Raw genomic sequence first — 23,244 nt, forward strand, 5'->3', positions numbered from 1 at the left:
ACGTAAAGACCAGAATTCTAGCGAATTCCGCTACTGGGGAAGGACCTTCGCCGGAAACCAACTCATTCAAGATCAAATGGCAAACTGTGCAGAGCCGGGGTCTTGCAAAACACCCCGGTTGGTGAATAATAAAAAACTTGCCCGCAATTTGCGTCCCTTGGGCCGCAAATTGCCCTTAGCCGGAGTGGCGGAATGGCAGACGCGCTAGACTCAAAATCTAGTATCCTCACGGGTGTGTGGGTTCGACTCCCACCTCCGGCAAATTCCAAATTTTTCAAACACCTGCAACGATAGGATTTTTGAAGGAGTGAACACGGTGTGGAATTTGATGTATTTTTTTACTAGAATACTAAACTTCAGAGTTATTGTTGCTTTCTACGTCTTTGGATATTTTTCTAGCGTACAAGTCTTTGGAGATGATTCTAAATCCTGGAGTTCCTTTCGGGGAGGAACAAGATTAGGAAATAATGGCGAGCAAGTATTACCGTTAGAATGGTCTGCACAAAATGGACTTAACATTAAATGGCATAAAGAAATTAATGGTATTGGCCACTCCTCTCCTGTCATCTACGATAACAAAATATTAGTTACAAGTGCTTTTCAAGACGACAGTCACGTTTTCAGGAAAAAAGCAATAGTTGCAATAGAATCATTTTTAATGGCACTTGCATTCATTATGTTAGTAAAATACACTTTGCATGACACTCGCGATATACTGGATAACTCATTTTTAATTACTCACATAATGATCTACATAATGTACTTTCTATCCTTGATTTTTACAATTAATGGTGAAACTTTATTTGACTACGCAAGATGCCCTATCCGGTATTGGATAGGACTACATATAACTATATTAATTAATGTAGTTTTAACCTCAACATTATTTCCGGCTCAATCAAAATGGAATCCAGGCCTTGGATTAGCAGCTTTATTTCTCATAGTGCTATACTTTTACTACTTGCCCAATCGTGAACATATTTGGCGTAATGGATTTATCTCCGCTAATGGAATTATAGGAATAATAACTCCAGTAATACTCCTTGTTTATTCAATACTAATCTTAACTAGGTATTTTTGCGCAATTCGAGAGCACAAAAAAGCAACTAGTCGTATCTTTATTACCGTAAGTATATTTTTTCTTTTTACAGTTGTGATCTCATCAATTATTGCTGCCTTTTTCATACTCACAGTTGACACTAGCTTGAAAGCCCCTACATTTAGTTCAATGATTTCATGGTTAACAATGGTTACATTTTTTTCTATACCATTACTATTGTGGATTCGCGTGTTGATGATTAACAATTTATATGATGGCACAACAATCTCTGATTATGGATATTATAAAGTTGCCATTACAGTTTTCTGTGCACTTACTTTTATTATTTTTTGTTTTGCTTCATGTTACAATACTGTACAGTATTGCACATTTCTAACCTATCATTTTGACGGTTTTTCACTGTCGAAAGCGTACTTACATCCTGCAACAATACTTTATGCCAGCATAGTTACACTACTTGCCGGATTATCCCTAACAATTCGTATTGCCGGACTCAAAACAATCCTACCTAAGTGGAATTTTCACGTTAATTTCTTAAGGCACATTATTATTGTATTATTATTTATATCTATAGCTGTAAGGGCAATCGTCTATTTGAACGACAACATCCAAAATATCCTTGGTTGTTGTGTAACTTGCTTAGATGCTAACACAGGAAAAGTTTCTTGGGAATGGAAGGGGCTATACGGAAAGAAAGAAATTATTCACCGAGCAAATAGTCATGCAACAGCAACACCTGTTGTTTATCAAGATTCTGTGATAGCTTATTTTGGAAACAAAGCGATGATATGTATTGATCGTAATGGTAAACTAAAATGGAAGAATTCCAACTTAACACATGAGAGTGCATATGGCTATGGTAGTTCGCTAGTTCAGTATGATGGAATTGTGATTATCTGCTGTGGGGGACCAAAATCTTCTATGATCTATGGAATAGATGCCGACACTGGAAATATTTTATGGCAATTCCGATTACAACATTACCCTAACAAAGTTAGTGGTCTCAACAGAACACCTACAATTCTCAACAAAGATCAGATTTACTCAGTCTTAGTATGGGATGTTGCGCAGGCTGTACTTTTGGATTTAAAAACGGGTAACTTACTTGATACCATCACTTTAGAAGAATCTTATGGTGACATGGTTAGTAGTCCTGCTTCTCAAAATAATAAATTTTACACTGCCAATACTCAATCTATTGAGTCTTTTGATATTAATTCTAGCTCAATGTTTGATAAAAATAGCAAATGGAGAATCCACTCTTCGGGTGCTAACTGCTCTTCCCCCGTCATTTGCGGTAAGAACCTCTTTTGCATATCAGACCGAGGCATACTTTCATGCATAGATACAATTTCCAGAAAACAAGTAAAAAAAATTCGTCTTTCAGGCACATTTTATTCTAGCATAATATCATCTTCGAACTACATTTATGTTACTAATACCGATGGTGTAACATATGTAATAACTGCTAACAAAAACATGACTCTTGTTTCTCATAATGACCTGGGGGAACCTGTTTACGCAACAATTGTTCCACACGCAGACAAGCTGTATATTCGAACTATCAATAGTGTATATTGTATTGCGAAGTAAATTGAGAACATTCTCGCCCCCCCTACCCGCTCTCCGGCATAAATGTGGGGATGACCACGCCTTTTAACTCCTGTGCGGCGCCGTGGACCTGCAGCACATGCAACTCGACATTCTTCGCACCCCAATCGTACATCCCCCGCACCAGGCGTGGGCGGTCCGCCGGTACCAGAACCACGGGGGACCAATCGCGACGGCGGTTGAGGGCATAGGGTAATAGCGCGAGCGCGGTTTCTTCGTCCCGCATGACACCGGGGCCCGCCAGCGTGCTGCCGGGATGCTGGATCGTCACCAAAAATCCAGCCAATTCTCCCGCGGCATCGATCGCCACGCTGGTTTGCCAGCAGCCCAAATGGTTATCGTGAAAGTAAATATAATCCCCGGGACGGGAGATGCCAACCAATTGTTCCTCTAGGGCCGTCATGGCCGCCAAGTCCGCTTTTTCAGCGGGCCGCAGTTGCCATCCGGTCGGCGGGGGGGATTCGGGAAGTCCGCTATGCGGCACATGGATCAACAAATCCTGAAAAATCGCCCGGGGACTAAATCCCTGCCGTGTATACAGCGAAAAGGAATCCAAGTTTTGCGCGCTTGACACCAGCCGCACGCTTTGTTGGCGTTCCCGGGCAAAGTTGACGATCCAGGCCAGCAATTTGCCCGCCACTCCCCGCCCAAACGCGTGAGAAGCGACATTCATGATTCCCAGGGAGACATGCGTGGGCCGGGGGTGATAAAAGCACGAGCCCAGCAGTTGTTCCGTGGCCGCATCCGCCGCGACCAGGCAGCAGCCCGGGTCCAGGTCTTCATAGACTTGCGGAAACAGCAGTGTCGCCTCGGGGGGACCGGTAAAAATAGGAGGCTTACCGTGGGCGACATACCAGGCGTTGGTCGATTCACGAATTAGTTCCGCCACCGCAGGCCATTCATCGGGCCGTAGGGGACGCAGTTCCAGTGCTGGGGCTTGGCAGGTCATAAGTTCCCATTTTCATTGAATTCCACTAGCTATTGTAGTCTTATCATACTCACAACCGCGGGCCTAAGAAACTATTGGAACACACGGTTACAGAGGAAGCAGAGAATATTTTCCAGCCTGAATACACGATTTGCATTTCTGGTACTTCTTGCGGCAACCACGTTATTTTATGCATTTCTTGCGGTGATTTGCCGGTTGCGACTAGGCCAACAGGTTGGCCCGGCTTTCCAGCATTTCACGCCAACTGGCGGAGAGTTCTGGCACGCTGGCCAATTCCCGCGACAGCGATTCGCTTTTTCTTTCGACATAGAGCACATGATTCGCCCGCGCGATCGACCAGTCTGGCCGGGGGCGGGCCGTTAGCCGCAAATCGTCCCCCGTGGCAATGATCCCGGGCCGCAACACGCGAAAATACCAGCCGGTTTTGCCATTGGCGATGACCCGCGCGGTCAACTCCTTTATGCGCCAACGACGGGCTAGCTTCCAGCAAGGTTGCCGCGGTTGCGAAACCTGTACTAGCGCCGTGCCGGTTGCGTATTCATCGCCAATGCAGACGTGGGACTCAACAAGACCAGCGATTGTCAAATTTTCGCCAAAGGCCCCATACGGGAACTCATCCAGTGACAAATCCCGCCGCCATTCGGGATAATGTTCGGCCGCGTAAGCGCAAATCGCTTTATCGCGGCCGCCATGATTTTCCAGATCGGCCTGGCCATCCCCCGCCAGATTGCACCAATCAACCGCCACCGGCCCGGTGACCGATTCCTTATAAAAGCCGGTCGTCCAGGGTTTGTCATGCGGGTCGGACACACCCATGCGGCCATAATCCCGTGGCCGGCCAACTTGGATCGAAATGATACTGGGGGTGGAGGACATGCAAGTAGCGGTATTCGCCAGAATTCCAAAATTTACGTAGCGTAATTCACCAGAATTCCGATCGCCATTTTAATTAATAATCAAAGTGAGCGGAACTTATTGTATGTTCCGCTACGACATGTAACTTTGGGTATGTTCCGCTACGGGTGAATCTCAAATCTCAAATTTCAGATCTCAAATTTCATAACCAAACCCCATTTTACCCCAAGACGGTTAAATCCGCCCCATGATTAATGTGAAAAACAGTCCCCTCGACAACCAGCGCTGGCACGGACCGCACTCCCGCGGCCCGGGCGTTGGCGACTTGCGCCCGTTCCTGGCCTAAATGCACGATTTTGACGCAAAATTTTGCCGGATCAAGCGCGGCGACCAATCTTTGTTCGGCGGTGACGCAAACCGGGCAACCAGCATGATAAAACGTGGCGTTGGTCATATTAAAACTTCCTAGGAACGACAGGATTTTGGGCTTAGACCGCACGGCCGCATGGCGGTGCACAAAGTGAAAAAGCCTACTCCTTGCAACTGTATTCACCCCACGGTCAGTTTCCAGCGGGCACCAAAAAGTGCGTATGCCCTGGAAGCGGATTTTTCAGTAAAATTAATGGAATGAACACCTCTTCGTCACCCGCGAATGTCACCCAAATGCTGGAAAACTGCCTGGGCTGCAAATGGACCATGCATGTCCTGGAACAAATTCGGCAGGGAATCCGACGTCCTGGCCAGTTGGAACGGACGGCCGTGGGCCTGACGACCAAAGTCCTGGGGGAGCGGCTAGAAAAGCTGCGGCGGTACAGCCTGATAGAAAAGACCGACTACGACGAATCACCCCCTCGGGTGGAATACCATCTGACCCCGTTTGGCCAAAAATGCGTGGAAATTTTGGACCAATTTCAGGCCTTACAAGTGGCATACAAGCCCACGGGGTGATACATTCATAGTCGCGCGGGGGGGAGGCTTAATCCCGTCAAATTCGGGGTTAATGCTCAACCACGGCTTACCTCCCCACTATCCACCACCCATTATCCACCACCCATTATCCACCACCCACTAACCATGCAATCATCAGACAATGTCGGCAAGATACTGAATTTGGCCCTCGACGCGGGGGAAGGGTTATTACGTTTGACGCCGACCTGGGTGCCGCGCAGCTTTTTGCATCCGGGACGCCGGATTAAGTTGCATCCCGCGGATTATTATTCTTATGGAGCAAACCGGGGAGGGATTGACGAGCGGTGGTTTTCCAGCACGACCGAGGCAGCCAACGAAGGGCGGGTCTGGCACGAGGGGCTGAGCTTTGCCAGCTTTGAAGGGAAAACGTTCTTGCTGCGGGACGCCGTGGCGGAAGCGGGTGCCCGGCTCATCGGCCAATCCATGTTTGCCAAGTACAACCGCTGGCCCGTGTATTCCAAATTTTTTGACAACATGGGGCCGATCCCGCATCACATGCATCAATCGCAGGCGGACGCCAAACTGGTCGGCCAAGAAGGCAAGCCCGAAAGTTATTACTTTCCGCCGCAGTATAATAATGTGGACAACAACTTTGCCTACACATTCATGGGCCTGGAACCAGGAACCACTAAGGACCAAGTGCGCAAATGCCTGGAAAATTGGGACAAGGGGGAAAACGGGATCATCGACCTGAGCCGGGCGTACCGGCTCCAGCGCGGCAGCGGCTGGCTTATCCCCCCCGGCGTGCTCCACGCCCCGGGATCGCTCTGCACGTATGAGCCACAATGGGGGAGCGATGTCTTTGGCATGTTCCAAAACATTGTCGAGGGTCGGTACGTTCCCTGGTCGCTCCTGGTCAAGGACATGCCAGCGGAAAAACACCGCGACTTGGACTTTATCATCGGACAGTTGGACTGGGAAAAGAACGTGGACACCTACTTTAAGGAAAGCAATTACCTGGAACCGATCATTGACGAGACCAAATCCGGCACGGGCTACACCGACAAGTGGATCGTGTATGGGCGGATCGACGGCGAGCAACTCTTCAGTGCAAAGGAACTAACGGTATTGCCCGGCGCCAAGTGCAAAATTCAGGATCCCGGAGCCAGCGGCTGGATCACCGTCCAGGGGAAGGGGCGAATGGGCAAACTGAATCTGCAGACCCCCGCGCTGATCCGCTTTGGCGAAGCGACAGAGGACGAAGTCTTTATCAGTGCCGAAGCCGCGGCCCGCGGCGTGGAAATCGAAAACACCGGCAGCGAACCACTGGTGGGGTTGCGGTATTTCGGCCCGGCGGTTCACTCGAATTTGCCACTGCATGGGCGGAAGTGATAACACGATAATTTTTTATAGGTGCCTGCCATGTCAAATACAATTGCCAACAGTGGATCATTGGAGTACCCGGTGGCCAGCCTGGCGTTGAGCGCGCCATCCACTTTGGAAGCGACGCCCACCAATGCCCCGAAATCAGGGATTGCCACTTCCCCAAAATCCGAGCCTTATGAGCATTTGGTGCTCTACGACGTATCGTGGGAACTCTACCAGCATTTGCTCAAACTGTGCGAATCGCGACGGCTACGGCATACCTATAGCAATGGGACCTTGGAAATTATGTCACCGCGGAAACGGCATGATCGAATCAAGGGTTTTGTGGCCCGCTTGGTTGGGGTTGCAGCTTACGAACTGGGAATCGCTATTCAGCCGATCGCGTCCACCACCCTGGACAAGGAGGAGCTTGATCAAGGAATTGAACCGGACGAAAGCTACTATATTCAACATGAGGCATTGGTGCGGGATCAAGATGACTATGACCCTAGCCGCGATCCACCGCCTGATTTGTCAATCGAAGTCGAGGAAACCCGTACGGTGCTCAGCCGGATGGCCACTTTCATGAAATTAAAGATTCCCGAAATCTGGCGTGTCAGTGCCGACTATGTGAAATTTTTTCAACTTGAAGAATCTGGATACGTTGAAATATCCCGCAGTCGGGCGCTTCCTTTCATCGAATCGAAGATGTTGGCACAATTGATTCAAAAGCGTAATTTGCTAAACCAGAATGAGTTGATTACCGAATTTCTGGATTATTTGCGGCAACAACGTCAATCGAATTAATCCACCACCTTACATAATTCCTGGATTTTCATCCCATGTTCAACCTGATCCTCGGCCTAGTCTTTATCATCGGCGGATTATCAGGCCAGTTGGTGCTGATTGGCACCAACAGCGGCGTCGCCCTGGCCGTGGTCGGGGGACTGATGATGGCGTACGGGGGCTATCAAATGTACCAGAGTCGGACACAGTAACAGATTCGCGTCAAACATTTCATCATACCTTCCCACATTACCCCTTTCCCACCCATGCCCCACACACTTCCCAAACTGCACAACGCCATGTGGCCCGGTCTGGTCGGCAAAGAACCCGGGACTGAACATCCCCCCATCAGCCTCGAACGGATGCTGGACCTGACCGCCGCCGCCAGCGTCAACGGTCAAAAGTTCGATGGCGTCGATATGTTTTTGTTTCATCCCCATACCGATCCTGACGCCACCGACGACCAACTGCGGGCGATGGCCGACCTGGTCGCGGGGCATGGCCTGGCGATCGGCTCTTTGGTCGCTCCCGTCTGGCCGGGGACGGTCGGCGGGCCGGCCATGGGGACCGACGCCGAGCGGGCGAACTTTGTCCTGGCGGTCAAAAAAGCCTGCCGCATCGCCGCCGTCCTGAACAAACATGGCGTCCGCAAATATGGCGTCATTCGGATCGATTCCGCCACCGGCGTGGAACCCTGGGCGGCTGATCCCACCGCCAATACCAAGAAAATCGCCGCCACGTTCCGCGAAGCGGCCAAAGTCGCCGCCGATCATGGCGAACGCCTGGCCGCCGAGGGGGAAATCTGCTGGGCGGGGATGCATTCTTGGAAAAACATGCTGGCCCTGCTCGAGGAAGTCAACATGCCGGCCGTCGTGGGCTTTCAGGCCGACCTCGCCCACACGTATTTGTACCTGTTGGGTTATAACGCGCCGGAACACGCCTTGTTGCAATCTGGTTACACACCCGAGCAGTTTACCGCGGCGTACAAAACGATGACAGACGCGCTGCGTCCCTGGACGATTGATTTTCACGTGGCCCAGAATGACGGCAGCGTGCATGGGACCGGCTCGCACGACAAGACGGGCCGCCACTGCCCGGCCAACGATCCCAATGGCAAAGTCGACATCGTGCGCGAGTCCGGGGCCTGGCTGCAGGGAGCGGCCGAACGGGGCATCAAGCATATCTGCTGGGACGGCTGCATGTTTCCCAATGCGATGCTCGAGGATCAAACCACGTGGAATACGATCCTAGCTAAGATGATCGAGGTGCGGAACGCGTGGGGGTGGTAGGGAGAGGGGGCAGAGACGGCAGACGGGAGAGGAGAGGCGGGAGACGAGAGGGCAGGGGTAAGTGGCGAAGATTAGCCAGCCCGGCCAAAATCGGAGGCCACTTCCCCTGGCATATTGCCATGCAGGGGGCTGGGGAGCAGGTGTGCGGAGGCGCAGGGGAGTGCGTTTTCTAGCTCGAAATGTTTTTTGTACTTCTTGTTCTTCTTGCGGCAAAAATTAGATTGCTACATTTTTTGTCGCTTTGCCCCTTTGTCGTTTGTGTTCTATCCTTGCCGCCGGTGCAACTCCGCGTGCGCGCGCTCTTCCACCGGGCGGTTGTCGTGGCCCCGTTCCGCCGAAAGTTCCAGGCTGGCCAAGTATTTCACATTCGCGCATTCGTCGATTTCACTTGGGTTTCCATCCGCTTGTAGGGTGTGGCAAACATGCAGATCGGGAATGAGAAACCGAAACGGCCCCCCCGCCGATTCCGGCAGCGGTTGGCCATCCCGCTCAAAAATAATCACCGCCTGATCCCGCACCGCCGCTAGCGGAATGCTGGCATGAAAATCGTCCCGCCCCGAATGCAGCGTCAAGTACCGCGCGTCGGTCGAGGGTTGGGACTGATCTAACAGCGCCGCCAGGCGAACCGCGCGGCCAGCGCGCTTGGGATCGAGTTGGCTCACATCTGGCACCAGAGCACTGGCCGGGAGAGCCGCTAAATCCGCGGCAGTTAGTTCCAGTGCTTTTTCCACGGTGCCAAAAATTCGCAGTTGGTACATGATTTTTACCAAAGCCAAATACGAGGATGAATCGGGCCGTTGGCCCTTCCTATAAAACGTTCTAAACCTAGGGCTACGCTGCGCTTGCCACAATTACAGTGAACAAGGCTGGGATTGGTCGGGCCGTTGGCCCGCAAAGTGTCAATTGCCGTTGGCCCGCACAGCGATCCGCTAACTGAACAATTACTCGCAACGTGAGCTATTTTTTGCGTATGCAAAAAAAGCTTGGGAAATCACGGTTGATTTCCCAAGCTTGGATTTTAAACGATTGTTGCCAAACTGGCAAAATCCCTAGCTGCAGCCCATGCTGTTGCCGCAATTATGGCACAGATAGCAGTTGCCGTTGCGAACCGTGATGGAACCGCAACGGTCGCAACTGGGGGCATCCAACTGAAACCCCGCAAATTGTTCGCTGCGACCAGTGGCTGCCCCTTTGGCCAGGTTGGGGCGCACACCCGCGCGTTGCAACAGATCGGCGTTGGCCTCGATCACATTGGCAGTTCCATTTCCCGCATGATGGCCGTTCCCCTGGCTCAGGCCATTGGCCAAAGCCATGCCCCCCGCGGCAGGGGCGTGACCGTTGGCATAACCATTGGCGTGGGAGAGCTTCGTCGCGCTGGCCGGGGCCTTGATCGTGACTCCCACGGAAGGGAACTTTGGCTCGGCGGCTTTGGCGGCGTTTTTCGCATCTTGCGATACCGTCGGCCCGCCAGCCATCTTGGCGGCAGGCCCGGACTGCCCCGGGGAGGCCTCGCTGGCGGCGTCATATTCGCCCGCGGGTAGGCCCCGATTCGCTTCGCGATAGCCGGGCAAAAACGTGATCCCCATAAAGCGGAAGATGTAATCCACCACGCTTTTCGCCATGCGAATTTCGGGGTTCTTTGTAAAGCCCAGCGGCTCAAACCGCGTGTGCGAAAATTTGTTAACGTACACTTCCAGCGGGACGCCATATTGCAAGCCCATGGAGATGGCGGTGCCAAAGCAGTCCATCAGGCCGCCAATGGTGCTCCCTTCCTTGGCCATGGTGATGAAGAGTTCGCCGGGACGGCCATCCTCGTACAGGCCGATGGTCAGGTACCCCTCGTGCCCATCCACGCTAAATTTGTGCGTGAGGGATTGCCGGGTGTCGGGGAGCCGCTCGCGGCGGGGAGTGGCGATAACCTTGGCCGCGGCCTTGTCGGATTCGGAACTGGTATTCAGCGGTTGCGATTCCTTCGAACCGTCGCGGTAAATAGCCAGCGCCTTTAATCCCAGCCGCCACCCTTCCAGGTAAGCGTCGGCAATGTCCGCGGGAGTGGTGTCCCGCGGCATGTTCACCGTCTTCGAAATCGCCCCGCTGAGGAACGGCTGCGCCGCGGCCATCATCGTCACGTGGGCACGCCAGGCGATCGAGCGCTTGCCGTTTCGCGGGGCAAAGGCGCAGTCAAACACGTCCAAATGTTCCGTGGCCAGGCCAGGCGCTCCCTCGATCGTGTCCTGCTCCGAGATATACGCCAAAATCGAGTCGATTTGCGGTTGGTCGTAGCCTAGAGTCTTTAGTCCCAGGGGGACGGTGTTATTGACAATCTTGAGCGAGCCGCCGCCGGCGAGTTGTTTATACTTGACCAGGGCGATGTCGGGCTCGATCCCGGTGGTGTCGCAATCCATGAGAAAGCTGATCGTGCCGGTCGGGGCCAGCACGGTCGCCTGCGCGTTGCGAAAACCGTGAATCTCGCCATTGGACAAGACGTCGTCCCAGACTTCGCGGGCGGCCTGGCGCAGGTATTCCGGGCAAGAGGGGTCGATTTGTTCGACCGCGTCCCGGTGCATTTGCATGACATTTAACATTGGCTCATGGTTGGTTTCGAACCCGGCAAAGGGGCCAACCGCGGCGGCCAGTTCCACGCTGGTCAGATTGGCAGCGCCGTGCAAGAGCGCGGTCATCGCCCCGCACAAACCCCGGGCCGCGTCCGAATCATACGGCAGCCCCGCCGCCATGATCAGGCTTCCTAGGTTGGAATAACCCAGCCCTAGAGGGCGGAATTTGTGGCTGTTTTCGGCGATCTTTTTGGTCGGATAGCTGGCGTGGTCAACCAGAATTTCCTGCGCGATAAAGAATATCCGGCAGGCCTGCTGAAAGCGGGACACGTCAAATGTGCCATCCGAGTTCCGGAACTTCATCAAGTTGATGCTGGCCAGATTGCACGCCGTGTCATCCAGGAACATATATTCCGAGCACGGATTGCTGGCGTTGATCCGGCCGCTATTGGGGCAGGTGTGCCACTTATTTATGGTCGTGTCGTACTGCACGCCCGGATCGCCGCACTGCCAGGCGCATTCGCTCATGCGGGCCATGATATCCCGCGCCTGATAGGTCGGGCCGGCCTGCTGGGGATTGGTCACCCAATGCGTGGTCCAGGGTTTATCAGCGATCACGGCTTCCATAAAGTCGTCCGTCAACCGCACCGACAAATTGGCGTTTTGGAACAGGATGGAACTGTACGCCTCGCCATTAAAATTACTCTCGTAGCCTCCTTTTTCAATCAAGACGCGGGCTTTCTTTTCTTCCTTGGCCTTGCATTCGATAAATTCCATCACGTCGGGATGCCAAACCTTGATCGATTGCATCTTGGCCGCGCGGCGGGTCTTCCCCCCGCTTTTGACCACCGCGGCGATCTGGTCGTACACTCGCATAAAGCTGAGCGGACCGCTGGGCTTGCCGCCGCCGCTGAGTTTTTCACGCTGCGAGCGGAGCGTGCTCAGGTCGGTTCCCGTACCGGAACCAAATTTAAACAGCATCGCCTCGCTACGGGCCAGTTCCATGATGTCCTCCATGTTGTCCTGCACGCTTTGAATAAAGCAGGCCGAACCCTGGGGATAGACATACGGATTTTCGGGCTGATGGGTCTTTTGGGTTTCTGGGTCAAAATGCCAGTTGCAGGCGGCCCCCTGGACGCCGTATTGATGAAACAGGCCCACGTTAAACCAGACCGGGGAATTAAAGGCACCGTGCTGGTGGAGGCACAACCAGGTCAATTCACGATAAAAGCGTTCCGCGTCATCATCACTGGCAAAATAGCCATCTTCCCGGCCCCAGTCGGCAATGGTGCGGGTCACGCGATGGATGAGTTGCTTGACGCTGGTTTCTCGCTCGGGCGTGTTGATTTCGCCGTAAAAGTACTTGCTAACCACCACATTGGTGGCCAATTGGCTCCACCATTGGGGGACTTCGCAGTTGGTTTGTTCAAACAGGACCTCGCCGTTCTCCCCTTTGATTGCGGCAGTCCGCAAATCATACTGCGCGGTGTCAAAAGGGCTTTCGACATCCGTGGGACAAAACTCTGGCTCAATCCGTAGGCCCGCGGCGCGAATTTTAGTGCTGGGGCGTTTCATAGATTTAGCGGTCCGACGTTTAGAAAAGCTTAACTCTGCCTGAGCCATAACGGATTGCTCCTTGCGAATAAAGTACGGGGGCGTCCAGCCATCAATGTACACAAATACACATATATGTACAATTGTCGTCTAGTCCAGGGTCATCCGTGACAAAAACATTGTGAATCCTTTCACGAATTACCCAGCCTGGGTTAAAATTGGACTAACGGGGGGTCAGATCACTATATGTAGTAGTCGGCATTCCCCCAACCACAACTTATAGCGTGCCTGGAAATGATACAAGTTTTTAGAAAAGCGTCAACAGGGGCTTCCCAACTCTTAAAATTCCTCCGAAAGTCATGCTAGCATTAGGTTTTTGGCATTTTTTAGGGACCCGTCCCCAGGTCCGCCTCTCAGGCAACGAAAGCCGAAAAAACCCGGTTTCTAGCCAGAATTTTGGCAAATTCCTGATCCCTTCCTAACACAATCTGAATTGTGGAAAACTTTTTAAAAATATTTCCCTAACAATATTTTGCACAAACTGGACAGTTTGGGCAGAGTCTCTGCAAAACCAAAATTCCATTCACTTATTTTGAGCAGCCAAAAGACCGCCAAAACCTAATGTTAGTTTTGGATCAATAATTCATTTTTTCCCTTCCATGATATGGCCGGGGCATTCGCCCAAATTGAATCCGTTGTCGATGTGGTAAACTGCGTGTAGCTCTCCCTAATTTGATTTTCCGGCCCCTCCATGCCCCCCTCCAACACTATTTACCTGGATTGTGCCGCCACAACACCGCTCCTGCCAGAAATTGCGGACGTATTCTTGGCTGGTTCCCGCGATTTTCCCGCCAATCCCGCCAGCCAACATCGCGCCGCCCGCGCCGCCCGCGCCGCCCTGGAACAAGCACGCGAGGAACTAGCGGCACTCCTGGGTTGTTTAGTCACAGGCCGCGCTCCCGACCGCGTGATCTATACCAGCGGCGGGACCGAGGCGAACAATCTTGCGCTCTTGGGTCTGACCGCCGGGCAACCGCCGGGACGCGTCGTGGTTTCCGCGATTGAGCATCCCAGTATTCTTGAAACCGCCAAAGCCCTGCGAACCGAGGGCTGGCGGGTGGATCATTGGCCGGTCACGAGCGCGGGGCAGGTTGATCTGACGCGGATCGAGTCAATCTTGGATGATGCGCCGCCGCCCAGATTGGTCAGCGTGATGCTGGGGAATAACGAAACCGGCGCGCTCCAACCAGTACGAGAAATTGCCGCCGCCTGCCGCGCGCGGGGAATTCTGGTTCATACGGACGCCGTCCAGGCCGTGGGGAAAGTGCCGGTCCATTTTCGTGAGTTGGATGTTGATCTGCTGAGTTTGGCGGGGCATAAATTTCACGCCCCGCGCGGCGTGGGGGCCTTGATCGCGCGTGATGCCGTACCACTAGTCCCACAACTCTATGGCGGTTTTCAACAAGCGGGCATCCGGCCCGGTACCGAGACCGTGGCCTTGCCGCTGGCCATGACCGCCGCGCTCCGTTTGGCGCAGGATAACCTGGCCGCGCGGACCGCGCATTTAGTTTCGCTGCAACATCAGCTAGAAAGCGGCCTACGGCAAATTTATCCCGCCGTGGAATTTATCGCCGCGGATGGCCTTCGCTTGCCGCACATTACCAATGCGGCGCTGGTGGGGATCGACCGGCAGGCGTTGCTACTGGCACTGGACCTGGCGGGGGTTGCGGTTTCCACCGGGTCGGCCTGCGCCAGCGGGTCCAGCGAGCCTTCCCCCGTGCTCTTGGCCATGGACTTGCCGCGCGCACTGGTCGATAGCAGCCTGCGATTTAGCTGGGGGGGGACCACTAGCGCGTTCGAAATAAGTGATGCATTAGTACGCATGAAAGGCGTTTTGGGGCGAATTTGTTAGACGCTCTAAGTCAATCAACAAATGAAAATCATTGCATTTGCGGTATTCCGCATGATACTATGTTCTTTTGTTTAAACAAATCAATTAATTCATTGACATTGGGATACCAAAATGTACGGCAAGAATATGTTGTGGCCACGTTTGTGCATGTTAGCACTCTGCCTGTGCTTTTTGCAAACCAACAGCTTGCCAGCGCAGTTCAACTGGAATAACACCACCAACGTCAACGCATCTTTTAACACCCCCGCGAATTGGGTGGGGGGGGTCGCGCCCGGAAGTACCAATGTCGCCCGGTTCGGTCTGCCCAATACCTATGAGGTGTGGTGGGATGCCAACACGCCGGTGCAAATTCCCAGTGTGAGCGCCTTGCGACAGCCGGCGGGGAATGTCACCTACCGCAATTTAGACGCCAGTCCCCAGCATACATTGACGATCAATGGCGCGGGGGGCGGGGGGGCCTATGACGACCTCTCGGTCAGCAACGCGGGGACGATCATGACGCTGGGGGGGTTAAATTTCCGCAGTCTGGGAGGGGCTGAGATTTTCAACGGCGGGCGGCTCAATCTGGTGGGACAGCCGACTTATCCGGCGGGGACGCGGGTCTCGGTCGAAGGGACGCGGGGCATGCAGGTAAACGGCATCTTAAACATGAACTTGAATGCCGTCTTGAGCGTGAACGACTTGGCCGCGATTGGGCGAACGGCGGGGACCACGGGATCGGCGACGCTCAATATGAGTTCTGTCTGGAACAACGCCGCCGAATTACGAGTCGGAGCGGCGGGCTCGGGAACGCTAACGATCCTCAACAGTTCGCAGGTCACCAGCGCGCTGGGCGCGGTGGCGCGGGGAGCCGGCTCCACCGGCGACGTCGATATCGCGTTGAATGGGCGCTGGACCAACACCGGCGATCTGTCGATCGGCGGGACGATGACCACCCTCGGCGGAACGGGAACAGTCGATTTGGATTTCGGGAATCTGAGCGTGGGGGGGACGACCAAACTGTGGAACGGCAGCCGCTTGAGCTTGAACGGCGGGACGGTCACCACCGGTTCGTTCGACATCTCCGCTGGCGGGAATTTTTTCTTTAACGATGGCACGTTGACCGTCAATGGCGCGGGGGGAACGTTCAACCCCGGCTCGGCTAATTTTACCCTCGACGGCAATCCGTTTCAGAATCCCAATGCCGAAGCGATCTTGGAATTGGCCAACACGGCGACGGCAACGTTCACTGATACTTTAACTGTCGGCAACGCGAGTAAGGGGCAACTTAAAATTAATTCGGGTGGTGCGGTTACTAGCTTTTCGGGAAGGGTGGGAGACTCGGCCGTCGGCGTGGGAGCGGTAACCTTGTCGGGCATGGGTTCAAGCTGGAATGTGACATCTGATTTAATTGTTGGCTGGGTAGGCACGGGGTCAGTGACCATTGAATCCGGGAGCGTGCTAAATACGCCTAGAATAAATATAGGAATTTTTTCCGGCTCGAATAACATTGTTACAGTCACCGGCAATGGCTCCCTTTTAAACGCTAGTAGTAATGCCGGAATTGCAATTGCTACTCAGCCAGGTTCTACAGGCAGCTTGCAGGTACTGGCAGGAGGACGTGCGGATTCAGGTAATCTGTTCATCGGCACTGGTGGATCCGGCTCGGCAATCGTGAACGGCGCGGGTTCGCAAGTGAATGTCGCTGGATTGCTTTCAATAGGAAATTCCGCAAGCAGTACGTTAAATATCGAAGCTGGAGGCGTGGTCACCAGCGTGACCGGCCAATTGACCAGATTTTACAACGGTCCGGCAACCGTCACGGTGACCGGCGCGGGGTCGCAATGGTTAAACTCCGGAAATCTCACTGTGGGAAACAATGTTTCTGCTATTGGAACAATAAATATCCAGACTGGCGGCTTGGTCAGGGTCGGCGGAATGAGCGTGATTATGCCCCAGAGCATCGTCAACTTGACCGGCGGGCGGTTTGAATTTGGCACGATCAGCCAGGCGGACTATGCACGAATCAACGCCACGAGCGGCTCCTTGGCAGGCAAAGTCAATGTCAGCGGCGTGAATCCCGTGGCGTCGTTGTCGTTTCTCAATACGAATAATCCCAATCTGAACATCACGGAAGTGCAAGCGGCTAATGCTGGTTTGCTCTTTGGTGGCGCGATTGTCCAAGGGGGATTGATCAACCAGTCCACGGGTGAACTGCGCACGCTGAGCGGCGAGTGGGTCCGCTTTGGAGGAAGTAGCGGCAATGAAAACTACGGAAGGATCACGCTGGCCGGGGGGTCGGTTGAATTCGTCAGCTCTTTGACCAATCAAACGGGGGGATTGATTACGGGGCGGGGTATTTTGACCACCGGCGGCGGCCTGACAAACTCGGGCACCATCGCGCTGAGTGGCGGAACGACCGATATCTATGGCGATGCAAGCAACCTAACCGGCGGCACGATCATCACCAGCGGCGGCGGAACCACCACTTTTTTTGACGATGTGGTCCATAACGGCACGGAAATCCGCACCAGCGCCAACTGCCACACGGTCTTTTTTGGCTCGGTCAGCGGCGCGGGGGCGTTCACCGGTCCCGGAACCGTCTATTTTGAAGGGGATATCCGACCGGGTAACTCGCCCGCCGCCGTATCCTATGAAGGGGATTTGGTCCTCGGTGGAAACGCCGCCCTCACCCTGGAACTGGGTGGACTGCTTCCCGGCGCGGAATACGATCAGATGGCCATTGGCGGCTTGCTCTATGCCGACGGTATCCTGAATATCGAACTGTATGACGGCTTTTCGCCTAAAAATGGCGATCGCTTTGACCTGTTTGACGCCACATTCCAGGGGAACTTTGACGCGGTCAACCTGCCCACGTTGGGGAACGCGCTATCCTGGGATACCACCGCGCTCTATAGTGAGGGAACGCTCGCCATCACCGCCATTCCCGAACCAGGCGTCTGGCTAGCGGCGGGTCTGCTGTTTGCAGGGAGTGGAATTACGCTCTTCAGGAAAAAACTTGGAAAAACCTCCTTAACGACGAGCGATTTAGCTTGAATTCAACCATATTTTCAGACTTGTCCTCCGCTCGGACAAATCTCGACACCGCTTCCCTGTTGGAGCTTGCCGCACGTTATTTTCACCAGCAGGCGAACTACCACGACCTCTTCCAAATTCGCCTCATGCAGGTCCGGACTAAGTTGGGCCTGCCCGCCGTGGCAACTTCCCAGGCGGAAGAGCTGCCAGCTCCCCAACGCCAGGCCCTGGAAGCGGCGTATTTGGAAGTGTGCGAAGAGGTGGGCCAGTTGTGGCTGGCCGCGGGAAACCCGCGCGCGGCGTGGAGTTACCTGCGACTAGGGGGGCAGCGGGAACCGGTCGCGCGAAAACTGCGCGAGACCCCCGTCACGTCCGAAAATCTGGATGAACTGTTGGAGCTGGCCCTCAGCGAGCAAATCGCCCCGGCCTATGGCTTGCGGTTGATATTGGACCATTTTGGCGTCTGCCAGGCGATAACCGCGTTTGATAGCGAGCTGGCCCAGGCCAGCCCGCGTGAGCGGGAACTAGCGGCAAACGATCTGGTCGCGCGGTTGCACGCGGATTTGTTGGCAACATTGGGGGAGGAAATTACCAGGCGCGAACCGTCCTTCACCCTCGCGAACGCGGACACGCTCTCCACGCTCTTGCATGATCGGCAGTGGCTCTTTGCCGACAATGCCTACCACCTGGATACCACGCATCTTAGCTCGGTGGTGCGGATCGCCCGCTGGGTCGCTGATCCCCGTTATCTCAAATTAGCGCGTGAACTGTGCCAGTATGGGCAACATTTGTCAGCGCAATTGCAACTGGCCGGCGATCCCCCCTTCACGGATAACTATCGCGCCCACGAGTTGTTCTTTGCCGCGCAGTTAGGTGAAAATATCGATCAGGCGCTGGCCTATTTTGAACAAGCCGCCGCACAGACCGACTCGCCTTATGATTTGACCCTTCCCGCTGAAACCTATATCGTGCTGCTCACCCGGTTACGGCGCTGGCCCCAGGCTCTGGCCGCCGCGGCACGGTGGTTTCCCCCGGGTCAACGGACCAGCGGCTTTGCGCCAACGCTGGTCGAGCTATCCAATCTGGCAGGGGATTATGCTCCCCTGTGCGCTGCCAGCCGGGAACGGGGAGACGTGCTCCACTTTGTCGTGGGACTGTTGGGCGGATAATTGTTGTGACACGGCTGTCTGGTCTCTACTTTCCGCAAGACTGTAACAATCCTTACAATCACATACAATCCTCATCAAACTCGCTTCTGGGGGGGTGTGGAGTCACAAAGAATTCTAGCTATAATTAAGTTTCTTTTCCTGAAAGATTTTGTCGTTTTCGGGCTTATTGCCCTTCCACACCGCTTTGCTGGCCGTATCATGCGGCCCCTTCCGCCCGTCAGGTTATCCGCCCATGCATCAAAAATTGTTGTCGTTAATCGAGTCCAAGCAGGCCAAAGTGGGGATAGTGGGCCTGGGTTATGTCGGCTTGCCGTTGATTCGGGCGTTTGCGAATGCCGGATTTCGCACCATTGGCTATGACGTGGACAAAACCAAGGTGGAAAAGCTGCTGGCGGGTCAAAGCTACATCGCGCATATCCCGGAAAGCTGGGTCAAGGAATGGCTCGAGACCAAGGTTTTTGAACCGACGGCCGACATGGCCCGTCTGAACGAGGCGGACGCCATATTGATCTGCGTTCCCACGCCACTCAATGACAGCCGCGATCCGGATGTCACCTATATCGAAAACACGGGCCGGCACATTGCGCGGGCGTTGCGTCCGGGGCAGTTGATCGTGCTCGAAAGCACCACGTATCCCGGCACCACGCGCGACGTATTGTTGCCCATCCTCAAGGAAAGCGGCCTGACGCCCGGCAAGGATTTCTTTGTGGCGTACAGCCCCGAACGCGAGGATCCCGGCAATCCCAATTACACCGCCAGCGGCATCCCCAAGGTCGTGGGGGGGATGGACGCGGCTAGCTTTGAACTGGCGCATAAGCTGTATTCCTTTGCCGTGGTCAAGACAGTGCCGGTATCTAACTGTGAAGTGGCCGAGGCGTGCAAAATCCTGGAAAACACCTACCGCGCGGTCAATATCGCGCTGGTGAACGAACTTAAGATCCTGTTTGATCGGATGGGGATCGACGTGTGGGAAGTGATCGACGCGGCCAAGACCAAGCCGTTTGGCTTTCAGGCGTTTTATCCCGGTCCGGGCCTAGGGGGGCATTGTATTCCCATCGATCCGTTTTATCTCAGTTGGCTGGCGCGCAAGTATCAACTCACGACCCGCTTTATCGAGGTCGCCGGAGAGATCAACACCTCTATGCCTATCTATGTGGTTAATAAGGTGGCCGAGGCCCTTAACGACGCTGGCAAGCCCATCCGCGGCAGCAAAATCTGCATCCTTGGCATGGCGTACAAAAAAGACGTGGACGACCCGCGGGAAAGCCCCTCGTTCGAGCTATTGGAATTGCTTCTTGGCCGAGGAGCGGATGTCAGCTATAGCGACCCGCATATCCCCCACCTGCCAAAAATGCGGCACCATGACGTGCCGGCGCTTTCCAGCCAGGAATTGACGCCCGAATTTCTGGAATCGCGGGATTTGCTGCTCATCGCGACCGATCATACGGCGTTTGACTACGCCCACATCGTGCAGCATGGGCGGATCATCGTGGACACCCGCAATGCAACCAAAAATGTAAAAGCGGGACGCGACAAAGTGAAAAAAGCTTAATCGAGGGAAAAAGAGACGGGAGTTTGGAGACGGGAGACAGAAGGGGATCGATGAGAGACGGCAAAGACAGGCGGCGGACGAAAGTCCGCCGGTGTGCGGGCGGCCCAGCAGGAGATAGGCCAGTGTGCTGTTTAGCCGCGACGCGCGACAGACATTCTCTTTAACCTCCGCAGCGCGAAAGCAAGTCAGCGGCTCCTTTGCGATGAAAAAAGTCACCTAGCGTTTCGCCGGGCTGGCGGTCGGCTTGAAAGTAAGCAAATAGCGGCACAAGCGTCGCCACCACCTCGGCCGTGGGGACCAGATCTTTGTACAAAAAGTTCAAGCGATCTCCCAGCAATCGTCCTCCCACAAAAATGGTGTACTTATCGTCTGTCTTTCCCACCAGGCCGATATCGCAGTTATACGGACGCGCGCAGCCGTTGGGGCAGCCGGTCATGCGCAAGGTAAATGGCTCGTTGTCCAGGCCTAGCTTTTGGAGTTCGGGTTCTAATTGATCAATGATTCCGGGCAACACCCGTTCGCTTTCGGCCACCGCCAGACCACAGGTTGGTTTTGCCACGCAAGCCATCGACCAACGGCGGACGGTGCTGATTTCCTCTGTCGTGGGAGCCTGGTATTTGCGGCAAATGTCGGCAATCACCCCCCGCGAAACCGCGTCCAGGTCGATAAATAGAATGCTTTGGTGCGCCGTCAGCCGCAAATTGCAATTCAGCGTGCGGCAAATTTCCCGCAGGGCTGATTTGAGTTGGATTTGCTCATTGTCCACGATGCGGCCATTTTCGACATTTAGCCCATAGTAATAGCGCCCGTCACCCTGTTCCCGCCAGCCCAGGTGGTCATCGTGCCCGGTCACTTCCGTGGCCGTGGGGAGAGCCAGCGGAAAATTGACGTACTGGCGCACATACTGGCGAAATTGCTCCATCCCCAAATTGGCCAGTGTATATTTTAGCCGGGCCACTTTGCGGTCGGCGCGGTTGCCATGATCGCGCTGCACCTTGACCACCGCCACGCCAATCGCGATTGCCTGATTCGGGGTGACAAAGGCCAACTTTTTTCCCACGGCGGGAAAGGTCTTGGCCGCGCTGGGGGTCACCCCCATGCCTCCGCCGATCAGCACATCGTAGCCCACAATACGCCCTTGCTCCACGATTGCCAAATAACTCAAATCATGCGCATACAGATCCACGCAGTTATCCTCTGGCGTGGCGATGGCAATTTTAAACTTGCGCGGCAGATACGTTTGTCCATAAATCGGTTCCTGGTCCTCGCCGGACAGCGACGTCCCATAACCGGGACTGACATGGGCATAACGAGGATCGCCATGCAACAGTTGCTCTTCGCCGGTTTCGTCGTCTCGCAGCCAGATCTCGTAATAAGCGCGGGTGCGGGGCGCTAGTTCCCGCGCCAGGGCGTCGGCTAGTTCCTGCAGATCCCGATGCACGGCGTTGGTATGGTCGGGCGCGGGGCAACACATGACATTGCGGTTGACGTCGCCGCAGGCGGCCAGCGTGCTTAATTTAATGTCATTAATTTTCTTGATGCATTCCTTTAATTCGCTTTTGGGAATGCCATGCAGTTGCAACCCCTGGCGGCTGGTGATACGCAGCGTGCTATTGCCCAGTTGATCGGCGATATCCAGTTCCGCCAGCAACTGCGCGCTGGTCAGCTTGCCTCCGGGAATCCGCGAACGGACCATCATGGAAAAAGCCTTGCCGCTTTTGGCCCCATCTTTCTTGGTCCGGGCGTCCCGGTCATCCTGTTGGTAAGTGCCGTGATTCTTTAGCAGTTGAATGGATGGCTTGCCAAAAAAGTCGTTTCCATCGGTCAACTCCCGGTCAATGTCTCCGCGCAGATAATGGCTTTGCGTCTTGAATCCCTCCACTGGCGAAAGTTTTTCTACGGGACCGCTGGTAGTGGACTCCGCGGTTAGGGGAGAAGAGGCAGGGGTGGAAAGCGTATCAGCCATGGGGCACCTCGACAAAACCTAGGATTGACCGCAAAAAATGCAGTTATTTGGCAAAAGTGACAATCGTACACAATCCCCAGCCGTTAACCTACTACGATTTATGACGGCAAATCAATGCCAAATGTTCACTTTGTTTACGTAAATACTGAACTTTTATCCTAAACGGGTTCCATAGCTTGGAAAACTAAGCCCCGTAAAACTTTACGGGAATACCGGTTGACGACCTAAGACATATCCCCTTACAACAAAAGCTGCAACGCCATTAGTGATTTTTATATACTCCTACACAAAATGGCATAATAAGCAGCGGTTATTCAATGGATTATGCATCACGGATTGTTTAGTCGCAGAATGGATTTTTGCAATTGCCGCAATTACCAAGGTGTGTGATGGAAAACCTCGCCTACAATGACATCCTGCCGGTTGTACCCTCTTCCCCGTCGACCGAGGCCCATCTCGGGCAATGTAATCGGATTGCTTTGGCGATTCAAACACTTACCCACGCAGCCATCCGGGACTTGCGGGTCGAGTCCAACGGCCAGAAAGTGATTTTGACGGGTGAATGCAGCACATTTTATCTAAAGCAACTGGCCCAAGAAGCGGCGCTGCCGCTGGCTGGCGGGTTATTGATTCACAATGAAATTGTGGTACGGCATGCCTTGCCGCGGTAAAGCTTGGCCATTTTATTAATTGCCGG

17 protein-coding genes and 1 tRNA gene are annotated in these 23,244 nt (G+C 54.0%); 12 read left to right on the forward strand and 6 right to left on the reverse strand.

Going from position 1 to position 23,244, the window contains the following annotated elements:
* Positions 1–178: 178 nt before the first annotated feature.
* Positions 179–261, forward strand: a tRNA-Leu gene (locus SFX18_12935).
* Positions 262–316: 55 nt separating this feature from the next.
* Entirely contained in the window at positions 317–2,653 is a 2,337-nt protein-coding gene (locus tag SFX18_12940) for a PQQ-binding-like beta-propeller repeat protein (protein MDX1964052.1), read from the forward strand.
* Positions 2,654–2,675: 22 nt separating this feature from the next.
* On the opposite strand, the gene SFX18_12945 is transcribed toward SFX18_12940, so the two are convergent.
* The 3 genes from SFX18_12945 to SFX18_12955 form a co-directional block, all read right to left on the reverse strand.
* Entirely contained in the window at positions 2,676–3,620 is a 945-nt protein-coding gene (locus SFX18_12945) for a GNAT family N-acetyltransferase (protein MDX1964053.1), read from the reverse strand.
* Positions 3,621–3,821: 201 nt separating this feature from the next.
* On the reverse strand, positions 3,822–4,496 hold the full coding sequence (locus SFX18_12950; protein MDX1964054.1) for an MOSC domain-containing protein: 675 nt from the start codon (positions 4,494–4,496) through the stop codon (positions 3,822–3,824).
* Between the two features lie 199 nt (positions 4,497–4,695).
* Positions 4,696–4,929, reverse strand: a complete 234-nt coding sequence (locus SFX18_12955) for a thioredoxin (protein ID MDX1964055.1) — start codon at positions 4,927–4,929, stop codon at positions 4,696–4,698.
* A 173-nt stretch (positions 4,930–5,102) separates the two neighbouring features.
* Between SFX18_12955 and SFX18_12960 the strand changes: the two genes are divergently transcribed.
* From SFX18_12960 to SFX18_12980, 5 genes are all read left to right on the forward strand, one after another.
* A complete protein-coding gene (locus SFX18_12960) occupies positions 5,103–5,423 on the forward strand; it encodes a helix-turn-helix domain-containing protein (protein MDX1964056.1) in 321 nt (106 codons plus the stop codon).
* 126 nt (positions 5,424–5,549) lie between these two features.
* Positions 5,550–6,776, forward strand: coding sequence for a hypothetical protein (locus SFX18_12965; protein ID MDX1964057.1), 1,227 nt, complete (start codon positions 5,550–5,552; stop codon positions 6,774–6,776).
* 30 nt (positions 6,777–6,806) lie between these two features.
* Positions 6,807–7,556 (forward strand): Uma2 family endonuclease, encoded by a 750-nt coding sequence (locus tag SFX18_12970; protein MDX1964058.1) that lies wholly within the window; start codon positions 6,807–6,809, stop codon positions 7,554–7,556.
* Positions 7,557–7,591: 35 nt separating this feature from the next.
* On the forward strand, positions 7,592–7,747 hold the full coding sequence (locus tag SFX18_12975; protein MDX1964059.1) for a hypothetical protein: 156 nt from the start codon (positions 7,592–7,594) through the stop codon (positions 7,745–7,747).
* Between the two features lie 54 nt (positions 7,748–7,801).
* Positions 7,802–8,824: a TIM barrel protein gene (locus SFX18_12980; GenBank protein MDX1964060.1), complete on the forward strand. Its 1,023-nt coding sequence runs from the start codon at positions 7,802–7,804 to the stop codon at positions 8,822–8,824.
* A 263-nt stretch (positions 8,825–9,087) separates the two neighbouring features.
* On the opposite strand, the gene SFX18_12985 is transcribed toward SFX18_12980, so the two are convergent.
* Together SFX18_12985 and SFX18_12990 are read right to left on the reverse strand one after the other, a co-directional pair.
* Positions 9,088–9,582: a molybdopterin-dependent oxidoreductase gene (locus SFX18_12985; GenBank protein ID MDX1964061.1), complete on the reverse strand. Its 495-nt coding sequence runs from the start codon at positions 9,580–9,582 to the stop codon at positions 9,088–9,090.
* A 291-nt stretch (positions 9,583–9,873) separates the two neighbouring features.
* Positions 9,874–13,002, reverse strand: a complete 3,129-nt coding sequence (locus tag SFX18_12990) for a vitamin B12-dependent ribonucleotide reductase (protein ID MDX1964062.1) — start codon at positions 13,000–13,002, stop codon at positions 9,874–9,876.
* Between the two features lie 682 nt (positions 13,003–13,684).
* Between SFX18_12990 and SFX18_12995 the strand changes: the two genes are divergently transcribed.
* The 4 genes from SFX18_12995 (at position 13,685) to SFX18_13010 (ending at position 20,581) form a co-directional block, all read left to right on the forward strand.
* A complete protein-coding gene (locus SFX18_12995; protein ID MDX1964063.1) occupies positions 13,685–14,845 on the forward strand; it encodes a cysteine desulfurase family protein in 1,161 nt (386 codons plus the stop codon).
* Between the two features lie 147 nt (positions 14,846–14,992).
* Positions 14,993–17,881 carry a hypothetical protein gene (locus SFX18_13000; protein MDX1964064.1) on the forward strand — a complete coding sequence of 963 codons (2,889 nt, stop codon included), beginning with the start codon at positions 14,993–14,995 and terminating at the stop codon, positions 17,879–17,881.
* Between the two features lie 20 nt (positions 17,882–17,901).
* Positions 17,902–19,029: a hypothetical protein gene (locus tag SFX18_13005; GenBank protein MDX1964065.1), complete on the forward strand. Its 1,128-nt coding sequence runs from the start codon at positions 17,902–17,904 to the stop codon at positions 19,027–19,029.
* A gap of 232 nt (positions 19,030–19,261) precedes the next feature.
* Positions 19,262–20,581, forward strand: a complete 1,320-nt coding sequence (locus SFX18_13010; protein MDX1964066.1) for a nucleotide sugar dehydrogenase — start codon at positions 19,262–19,264, stop codon at positions 20,579–20,581.
* A 160-nt stretch (positions 20,582–20,741) separates the two neighbouring features.
* On the opposite strand, the gene SFX18_13015 is transcribed toward SFX18_13010, so the two are convergent.
* A complete protein-coding gene (locus SFX18_13015; protein ID MDX1964067.1) occupies positions 20,742–22,547 on the reverse strand; it encodes an NADPH-dependent assimilatory sulfite reductase hemoprotein subunit in 1,806 nt (601 codons plus the stop codon).
* Between the two features lie 389 nt (positions 22,548–22,936).
* Here SFX18_13015 and SFX18_13020 point away from each other — a divergent pair, with 389 nt between their 5' ends.
* On the forward strand, positions 22,937–23,218 hold the full coding sequence (locus tag SFX18_13020; GenBank protein MDX1964068.1) for a BON domain-containing protein: 282 nt from the start codon (positions 22,937–22,939) through the stop codon (positions 23,216–23,218).
* Positions 23,219–23,244 lie beyond the last annotated feature (26 nt).

It is taken from the genome of Pirellulales bacterium (assembly GCA_033762255.1).
GTDB lineage: Bacteria > Planctomycetota > Planctomycetia > Pirellulales > JALHPA01 > JANRLT01.